An 8,462-nucleotide genomic window follows, 5' to 3' on the forward strand; every position below is an offset into this window, starting at 1 on the left:
GGATCTTCTTCACCGGAGCGTTCCGCCGCCCGCGTGAGGCGAACTGGGTCATCGGGGCCCTGCTGCTGATCCTGGGCATGTTCGAGGGCTTCTTCGGCTACTCGCTGCCGGACGACCTGCTCTCCGGTACCGGTATCCGCGCGACCCTGTCGGGCATCGTGCTCTCGGTGCCGGTGATGGGAACTTGGATCCACTGGGCGCTGTTCGGCGGTGAGTTCCCTGGCACGGAGATCATCCCGCGGCTCTACACGCTCCATATCCTGTTGCTCCCGGGCATCATGATCGCGCTGCTAGCGGTCCACCTTGGACTGGTGTGGTACCAGAAGCACACCCAGTTCCCGGGAGTGCGCCGCAAGGAGACCAATGTCGTCGGCGTGCGGATCATGCCGGTCTTCGCGCTCAAGGGCGGTGCGTTCTTCGCGCTCGTCACCGGGTTCACCGCGCTCATGTCGGGCATTTTCCAGATCAACGCGGTGTGGAATCTCGGGCCGTACAACCCGTCGCAGGTGTCCGCGGGGTCCCAGCCGGACTGGTATATGGCCTGGGCGGACGGCATGCTCCGGATCTGGCCCGCCTGGGAGCTGTACCTGGGCAACTACACGATTCCACCGGTGTTCTTCATCGGTGCCCTCGGTATGCCGATCCTGCTGGGCTTGTTGCTGGCGTATCCGTGGATCGAACGCAAGCTTTCCAAGGACACGGCACATCACAACCTGCTGCAGCGGCCGCGGGACGCACCGGTCCGGACGAGTATCGGCATCATGGCCATCAGCTTCTTCATGGTCATCGAACTGTCCGGCTTCAACGACATCATCGCGTTCGCCTTCGATATCTCGCTGAACGCGACGACGTGGGCAGGCCGTATCGGTGCCCTGCTGGTGCCGCCGCTGGCGTACTTCATCACGTACCGGATCTGTATCGGCCTGCAGCGGGCCGACCACGAGGTCCTGGAACACGGGGTGGAGACCGGCATCATCAAGCGCCTGCCGCACGGTGAGTTCATCGAGATCCACCAGCCGCTCGGCCCGGTGGACGACCACGGCCACCCGCTGCCGCTGGAGTACCAGGGTGCGCCGGTGCCGAAGAAGATGAACAAGCTCGGGTCGGCGGGCAAGCCGATCGCGGGCGGTCTGTGGTCCCCGGACCCGATCGAGGAGACCAGGGCGCTCGAGGCAGCGCAGGAGAACGGACACGCCAACGGGCATGGCGGCGACCAGCCCGGGCGGGACGTGCCGGACGAGGTCACCACGGGGCGCAGCAACCCCGAGGCCTGACCGGCAGCACGACACAAGAGGGGCCGCACTCCAGTAGGAGTGCGGCCCCTCTTCTTGTGTCCCCGGCCTCGCACTTTCCCGGGAAAATGCGAGACCGGGGCTCAGTCGCCGTCGGCGCCGATGTCGAAGGCCGTCTCGGTGTCCGCGCGGGAGTACGAGCGGAACGCGATGTGGGTGTCGGTGTCCACCACGCCGGTCACCTTGCCGATCTTCGCCGGGATCAGGTCGGCGAGGTCCTCGTGCGCTGCGACGCGGACGATGGCCACCAGATCGACATCACCCGCACAGGAGTACACCTCGGACACGCCATCGATGTCCGCGATCGCCTGCGCGGTCTCGGGGATTCGGTCCGCCTCGGCGTGGATCATCACGATCGCGGTGATCAACGGTGTGCCTCCTAGCACTGCGTGGACTACTAGACAAGGCAGATCGTATCCCGCAGCCGTGGATGGGGTGCCTGCAAGTACCACCAAGCAAGATCAACAACGTCGATAACTACACCCCAACAGGGTGTTCCAGACTGGTCGCCACCGACACACGCTCGAGCCAGCCCTGCCAGTTGGCCGCACCACGTGCCGGCTCGGCCCACGGCTGCGAGGTGCGGACCAGGCGGACACCAGGACGGGTGAGCCAGCGCAGCAGCAGACCCGTTTCCTCCGGACCCGCACCGTAGAGCGGGCCCACTCCCGGTAGCACGGTTTCGGCGGCGGCGACCAGTGCTTCCACCACGGGCATCGGGGGCACGCCCCGGCGCGCCACTCCTGCGGAGGCCAGCCTGCCGTACCTGATCACCGCGAACTCCCAGCCACCATGGCCATCCGGTGCGGCCGCGACCAGCTCGGCGATCCGGGCGAGCGCGGAGAGCCGGTGTGCCCTGGCCACGGCTCGGACCAACGCCGCCAGCTCGTCGCGCCGCCGGGCGGCCTGCTCGAAGTGTTCGCCCGCGGCCAGATCGTCGAGATGCGTCAGCGCCAACCGCAACGGGGCGCTGTCGTGGCCCGCGAAGAGCTCACCGACCGACACGACCGCGGGCGTGTATTCGGCCACGCTCTGCCGTCCGGCGCAGGGGGCGGCGCACCGGCCGAGGTCGGCGAGTACACACGGAGTGGCCGAGGCGCCCTGCGAGGGAATGCGATCGGTGCACGTGCGCAGTCTCGCCGCGTCTGCCAGCGTGTCCGCCGCGGCTTTGGCTGCCGCCTGCGTGTGGAACGGCCCCAGCGCGGAATCCCGCGGCGTGCGCACGACGGACAGCCGGGGGAATGCCTCCTCGGTCAGCGCGATCCACCAGGCTTTGCGGGGGTTTTTCGAACGGCGGTTGTACGCCGGCCGATGTGCCGCGAGCAGCCGCAGTTCCCGGATCTGCGCCTCCAGCGCGTGGGCACACTCGATCCCGTCGACGCGGACCGCCAGTGCGACCATCTCCCTGATCCGGCCACGGCTCTCCGATCCGGTGAAGTACTGCCGGACCCGTCGCTGCAGGTTCTTGGCTGTTCCGACGTAGAGCACCTCCTCTTTGGGACCGCGGAACAGGTAGACGCCGGGTGTGCTTGGCAGGTGTGCCGCGAGACCGCGCTTGCGGCGCTGAGCAGGCGTGACCTCCGGCAGGTAGTCGAGCAGTTCCTCGAGCGAGTGCACGCCCAGCGAGCCGACCCGCTCCAGCAGGGCGTGCAGCACGTCCACCGTGGCCCGTGCGTCCTCGAGGGCGCGGTGGTTGGGAACGGTGCCCGAGCCGAATAAGGCCGCCAGTGCGGACAGCCGGTAGCTCGGGGTGTCCTGGCGCGAGATCACTCTGCGCGCCAGCCGGACCGTGCAGACGACCGCGGGCCGGGGCCACGGGTAGCCGTGCGCCTGGCACGCGGCACGCATGAACCCGGTGTCGAAACCCGCGTTGTGCGCGACCAGCACGGCTCCCGAGGCGAACTCCAGGAACGCGGGCAGTACCCGGTCCATCGCAGGAGCGTCGTAGATCATGGCCTGGGTGATGCCGGTCAGCTCGACGATCTGCGGCGGTATCGGCCTGCCGGGATCCACCAGCGTCGCGAACTCGCCGAGCACCTCGCCGCCGCGAACCTTGATCGCGCCGATTTCGGTCACGCCGTCCGCTCCCGGGCTGGTACCGGTGGTCTCCAGATCGAATACGACGAAGGTGGTGTCCCGAAGCGGGGTTCCCAACTCGTCGAACGTCAGCTGCCCCTGGTCGAGCCGGCGTCCCACATCCATGATCGCGAACCTTATGCACGGCCACCGACAATCCAGGATCAGCGCCGCGGCGTCACAGTGCGCGGCATCGACTACCCGGGGACTACCCTGGATGGATGCTGCCGTCGGTGAACCCGGAACGGCCCGAGGACATCACCTTCGGGCCGCCGCCGGCCGCTGCGCCCATTCCGGCGGCACACGAGCACGATTCCCAGGACGACCAGGACGACCAGGACGACCCGCATGACCCGGCTGCGGCGAGTGAGCAGGACAGGCAGGACCAGTCAAGGAACTCCTCCGCCGACTGGCTCGCACTGCCGGATGCGGTGCGCGACCGCATCGCCGAACTAGCCGCATCGGCACTGGGCAAACTTCCCCCGGTCGACGTTCCCCGCCAGCTTCGGCCGGTGGCGCGGTTCGCGCCTGCCAAGCGGGCGAAACTGGGCGCGGTACCGCTGCTGACCTCGCTCGGGGACAATCCCCGGTTCCGCACGGCTGTCCTGGAGTGGTTGCGCGAGCATCGTCAGGACGCACTCGATCCCAACGCGGAGGACACCGTGGCCGCCGCCGCGGCGGCGGTACTGCTCGGTGAGTCCAGTGCCGAATCCCGGGTGCGGCTCGTGGCGAAGAATGCCGAGGAGACCACCTTGCGGGCCGAGCGTGACGCCGCGATGGCGCGGGCGCAACGGCTGACGGCCGAGGTGGAACGACTCCGGGACGAGCTGGACCGGGCGCATGCCGCGACCGAGCAGGCACGGGGTGAGCGCGAGGCCGAGATCGACCGGCTGCGCGGCAGGTTGCGGGAGCAAGGTGTCGTCCTGCGCAAGGCCAAGGACGCGGCGGAGGCCGCTCGGGGTGAGGCGGAGCAGGCAGGGCAGCAGCGGGACGCCGAGGTGGGGGACATGGTCGCTCAGCTGGAGCGAGAGCGCCAGCGAGCCGCGACGGAGCGAGCCCGGGCCGAGCGGGCGGTCGCGGACGCCGAGGTGGCCAGGCAGTCCGCGCGAGAGGCGCGGGAGGCCGACGAGGTACGTCTCGCGCTGCTGGTGGACACGATCGAAGGCGCCGTCGGTGGCCTCCGCAGGGAGCTCTCGCTCGGTGGCAGGGGACTTCGCCCCGCCGATACGGTCCGTGGCGCGAGCGCGGGGCCCGGATCCCCGGGCCGCGTGCAGGATCCGGTCACTCTCGACCGGCTGCTCGCGCTGCCGAGCGTCCATCTGATCGTCGACGGCTACAACGTCACCAAGACCGGCTACGCGGAGCTGGTGCTCGCCGATCAACGCGAGCGGCTGATCCACCAGCTCGCGGCACTGACAGCGCGTACCGGCGCCGAGGTGACCGTCGTGTTCGACGGAGCGGGGGTCGTTTCGGTGCCCGCGACAGCTCCACGGGGCGTCCGTGTGCTGTTCTCCGATCCCGGTGTGCTCGCCGACGACGTCATCAGGTCGCTCGTCGCCGCGGAGCCCTCCGGTCGCCCTGTCGTTGTGGCGACGTCCGACCGGGCGGTCGTGGATTCGGTCCGGGAACACGGCGCGTACCCGGTCGCCTCTGCCGTGCTGCTTGCGCGGCTCGGCCGCGTGTAATCCCTCCCTGCCCGAGTACGCCCTCCCGAACCCGGCTCGCGCAACGGTTGCGATCTGAAGCGGGCCTACGACGAGCAGTTCGGGCAGAGCAAACCCCTCGCGTACGGGCAGGTGTAGTCGCCCCTGCACGGCTGTGGTTGGAGCGGCTCAAGGTCGGCGAGGAGCGGAACAAACGGCCACTGGCGCCGTTGTCCGCGGCGAGAAGTTACCCATCGCCGCCGCTGTTGGGGGGTTGGGGAAGTTCCCCAATGTGGCATTAGGGAACTTCAACGTCCCCAATGCCACATTGGGGACATCCCGCGCCACGCGAACAGGGCGGGGGGACGGCGAGACGCAACCGCAATGCACCTACTCGATCGAGTGGCGTGACCGATCGGGTGGGTGCGGCGTTATTCACGGTAGGACAACAGCGCGCGGTCCCGTGCGGCTGAACTCTCCTGGAGGTGCGATGCGGACCGGCCCTGCCGTGCTGACGGCGTTGGCGCTGGTGGGTGGGCTGCTGCTCGCTCCAACGGCGGGCACGGTGGTCGCCCAGGACCGGCCGCCCGCCGACCCGGGGAACCCGAGGGTCGAGGCCGGTGTCGCGCCGGGTGCGGGAGTACCCGACCCGCGGCCCGGCGAGGCGTTCGCCGATCCCGCTGTGGCTGACCTGCAACGAACGGCGTCGGAGGTGCAGGCGGAGCTCGGGGATCTGGCCGGCCGGGTCCGGGCCGCGCAGGACGAGGTGAACTCCGCCACGGCCGGTCTGCAGCGCGCGAAGGCCGAACGTGCGGAGGCCGAGGCGGCGGTCGCCGCTCAGCAGCAGGAGGTCGACAAGTTCTCCAGGTCGGTGTTCACCGCGATGGGCAGGCCGGAGGAGGTTCGGCTGCTGCTCACCGCGGCCAGCCCCAAGGACCTGCTCGACGGCAGCACGATGATCGAGCAGTTGCGGCGCGACCAGGACGACCGGCTGGGACAGGCGTTGCGGCGACACCGGGCCGCGGTGGCGGCCGAGCAGGCGGCGACCGGTGTCGAGCGCACCGCTGCCCAGCGCGCCGCCGAGTTGGAGCGGCGGCAGGGCGACGCCGCGAACCGGGCCGATGCCATCTCCTCCGAGCTGCGGGCACCGATCGACGCAGCCAACGCCGCTGTCGTGGCCCAGCAACGCGCCCAGCGGAAACGGAATTCGGAGACCGCCGGGAACTGGAAGGCCTACACCGACAGGCTCGCCGAGGCGGGAATCACTCCGCCGCCCGCGGCCGCACTGCGTGACCCGGGCTCGCTGCCCGCGGGGCTGGACGCGCTGCCGGGAAAGAACGGTGCACCACAGGCCGGGGCAGCGCAGAAGACTGTGGACGGCACGCGTTTGCTGGTACTGCCGAAGGAGACGATCGAGGCCGTAAACACTGCGGTGGAGGCGCTGGGCAGACCGTTCGTACCGGGCAGGGGTGGGCAGGGGCCTGCCGCGTACTCCTGTGACGGACTCGTGCGTTCCGTCTTCACCGGGGCAGGTCTCGATGTTCCCGAGTCGGCGAAGGAACAGTTCTCCCGCGCCGCGCCCGTCGCCGCCGCCGACGCCCAGCCGGGTGATCTCGTGTTCGTCGGCCCGGAGAAGTACGGCGTGCAGTCGGTCGGCATCGTCCTCGACAAGCAGACGATGCTCGCCGCCGACGCACGGCTGGCCGGCGTCGTGGTCGCGGACATGCCAGTCGGCGAGAGCCTGCTCGGCTTCGCCCGGCCCGCGTTGGGCTCCCGGCCGGCACGACCGGCTCCCCAGCGGGCTGAGGGGGAGCTGAACTGGCGTTGCGGCGGCGTGCAGTTGCCGCCCCGTTCCGGCGGCGGCGCGAGCGCGGGCCAGGCAGTCGGGGCGTGGGGCGGTTATCCGAACGGACTCATCCCGACCGCAGCCCTGTGTCCGATCGGCATCGGATCGCACGTCCTGCGTTGTGACGCGGCCCAGGCGTTCCAGGCCATGTCCCAAGCGTTCGCAGGGGCGTTCGGCAGGCCGTTGTGCGTCACCGACTCCTACCGCACGTTCGACGGGCAGGTGGATCTGTACCGGCGCAAGCCGTCGCTGGCCGCCGTGCCGGGAACGAGCAACCACGGGTGGGGCCTGGCACTGGACATGTGCGGCGGCGTGGAGTCCTTCGCCAGGCCGGAGCACGCGTGGATGGCCGCGAACGCACAGGCGTTCGGCTGGGTGCACCCCGGCTGGGCCAGGGCGGGCGGCGGCCGCGAGGAGCCGTGGCACTGGGAGTTCACCGGCTAGGGCGTGGGCGGCAGCCCGATCTCGGGGTGGCGGCTGATCTCGGAGCCGAACCGGCCGGGGTTCGCCGCCGTGATGTTCCCGTTCAGGCGTCCTCGACCGAGGAGACGTTGACCCGGCCCGGTTCGATCGGATCGGCGGTAATGGTGAAATCGAGACATCCCGGCGCGTTCCTGGCCTGCTCGACCACGTCGCGGCAACCGGTCACATAGTCGTCGCGTTCGGTCGGATTGACATACAGCGATCCCGCGACGATAAGCACGGAGCACTCCTGTCTGTGCGGAAACTGTCGGTGGTCATTCCTACCGTGGAGATCGAGACCAACGCCAGAGGTGACCGAACCGGAGAACTCGAGGAGCCACGATGGACGACACCATGATCGTCGACTGTGATCGGTGCGAGGTCAGGGGAAACGCCTGCGCCGACTGTGTGATCAGTGTGCTGCTGGGCGCACCACCCGAGGTGGAGTGGGACGACGAGGAACAGCGGGCGGTGGACGCGCTCGTGGAGGGGGGAGTGCTGCCCAGGTTGCGACTGGTGCCCGCCGCAGTGAGCGAGCCGGAGGCCCCTCGTCGGCCTGTTCGCCGCGCCGGTTGACACTCTGCGCATGCTTTGCGCCGAGCGGTCCATCCGATCAGGCGAACGGTCGGCCCAGTTGTTGACCAGCACTGTTACCTCGCTCACACCCCGCGACTAACCGCTGGTCCAATGGTGTTAGACGATCTTGAGGCCGGATTTTGCCCTCCGCCTGGTGGACGTGGGGCCTTCTCTTTCGTAACCTGGCCGAGATCTCGCGCCAGGCAGCCGTCATAGAAGGCGGCGACGCGAGGTTGCCACCGAAACAGCTTTGTCGGGGAGCTGTGCCGCCCCGCTACGTACTCCAGGTTGATGTACCGCCCAGATGCGGTATCGGTTTGCCCGGAGTCGGCGGGTCGTGGTCGCACCGGGTGTTGTGTCCGTCCGGGCGACAGGCCGAGACGAGGGCCCCCGACCTCGTCCGGCGCGATTCGCGGTAGGTGGCCGAGAGCGAAGGAGACACACGCGACGTGCGGTCGCATCCAGTCAAACGCGTGGTGTCAGGTGCCCTGGCGGCTACGGCCGTAATTACGGCCGTAGCCGCCAGGGCACCTGACACCACGCGTTTGACTGGATGCGACCGCACGT

At 69.4% G+C, this 8,462-nt stretch carries 7 protein-coding genes; 4 read left to right on the forward strand and 3 right to left on the reverse strand.

The features are described 5' to 3' along the window. Positions 1-1,274 (forward strand): cytochrome bc1 complex cytochrome b subunit (qcrB, locus tag D0C15_RS33275; RefSeq protein ID WP_162830385.1); only part of this gene is annotated, 1,274 nt, incomplete at its 5' end. Positions 1,275-1,375: 101 nt separating this feature from the next. Here the strand turns inward: qcrB and D0C15_RS33280 are convergent. Both D0C15_RS33280 and D0C15_RS33285 read right to left on the reverse strand, forming a co-directional pair. Then, complete coding sequence (locus D0C15_RS33280) at positions 1,376-1,660, reverse strand: Lrp/AsnC family transcriptional regulator (protein WP_116052019.1); 285 nt, start codon at positions 1,658-1,660, stop codon at positions 1,376-1,378. 109 nt (positions 1,661-1,769) lie between these two features. Further along, positions 1,770-3,494 carry a DEDD exonuclease domain-containing protein gene (locus tag D0C15_RS33285; RefSeq protein WP_116052020.1) on the reverse strand — a complete coding sequence of 575 codons (1,725 nt, stop codon included), beginning with the start codon at positions 3,492-3,494 and terminating at the stop codon, positions 1,770-1,772. Positions 3,495-3,589: 95 nt separating this feature from the next. Here D0C15_RS33285 and D0C15_RS33290 point away from each other — a divergent pair, with 95 nt between their 5' ends. Next, the gene (locus D0C15_RS33290) at positions 3,590-5,053 is read left to right on the forward strand and encodes an NYN domain-containing protein (protein WP_116052021.1); all 1,464 of its coding nucleotides are present in this window, start codon (positions 3,590-3,592) and stop codon (positions 5,051-5,053) included. Positions 5,054-5,501: 448 nt separating this feature from the next. Continuing rightward, on the forward strand, positions 5,502-7,301 hold the full coding sequence (locus tag D0C15_RS33295) for a D-alanyl-D-alanine carboxypeptidase family protein (protein WP_116052022.1): 1,800 nt from the start codon (positions 5,502-5,504) through the stop codon (positions 7,299-7,301). An 82-nt stretch (positions 7,302-7,383) separates the two neighbouring features. Here D0C15_RS33295 and D0C15_RS33300 read toward each other — a convergent pair whose 3' ends face one another. Continuing rightward, positions 7,384-7,560, reverse strand: coding sequence for a putative quinol monooxygenase (locus D0C15_RS33300; protein ID WP_211323416.1), 177 nt, complete (start codon positions 7,558-7,560; stop codon positions 7,384-7,386). A gap of 101 nt (positions 7,561-7,661) precedes the next feature. On the opposite strand from D0C15_RS33300, the gene D0C15_RS33305 reads away from it, so the two are divergent. Next, the gene (locus D0C15_RS33305) at positions 7,662-7,895 is read left to right on the forward strand and encodes a hypothetical protein (protein ID WP_116052023.1); all 234 of its coding nucleotides are present in this window, start codon (positions 7,662-7,664) and stop codon (positions 7,893-7,895) included. Positions 7,896-8,462 lie beyond the last annotated feature (567 nt).

It is taken from the genome of Amycolatopsis palatopharyngis, from assembly GCF_003385185.1.
In the GTDB taxonomy this organism is placed as follows: domain Bacteria; phylum Actinomycetota; class Actinomycetes; order Mycobacteriales; family Pseudonocardiaceae; genus Amycolatopsis; species Amycolatopsis palatopharyngis.

Bases quoted from the DNA above. Each gene is read 5' to 3' on its own strand.
- D0C15_RS33295 (WP_116052022.1), top strand. From the start codon at position 5,502: ATGCGGACCGGCCCTGCCGTGCTGACGGCGTTGGCGCTGGTGGGTGGG.
- D0C15_RS33285 (WP_116052020.1), bottom strand. From the start codon at position 3,494: ATGGATGTGGGACGCCGGCTCGACCAGGGGCAGCTGACGTTCGACGAG.
- D0C15_RS33305 (WP_116052023.1), top strand. From the start codon at position 7,662: ATGGACGACACCATGATCGTCGACTGTGATCGGTGCGAGGTCAGGGGA.
- D0C15_RS33290 (WP_116052021.1), top strand. From the start codon at position 3,590: ATGCTGCCGTCGGTGAACCCGGAACGGCCCGAGGACATCACCTTCGGG.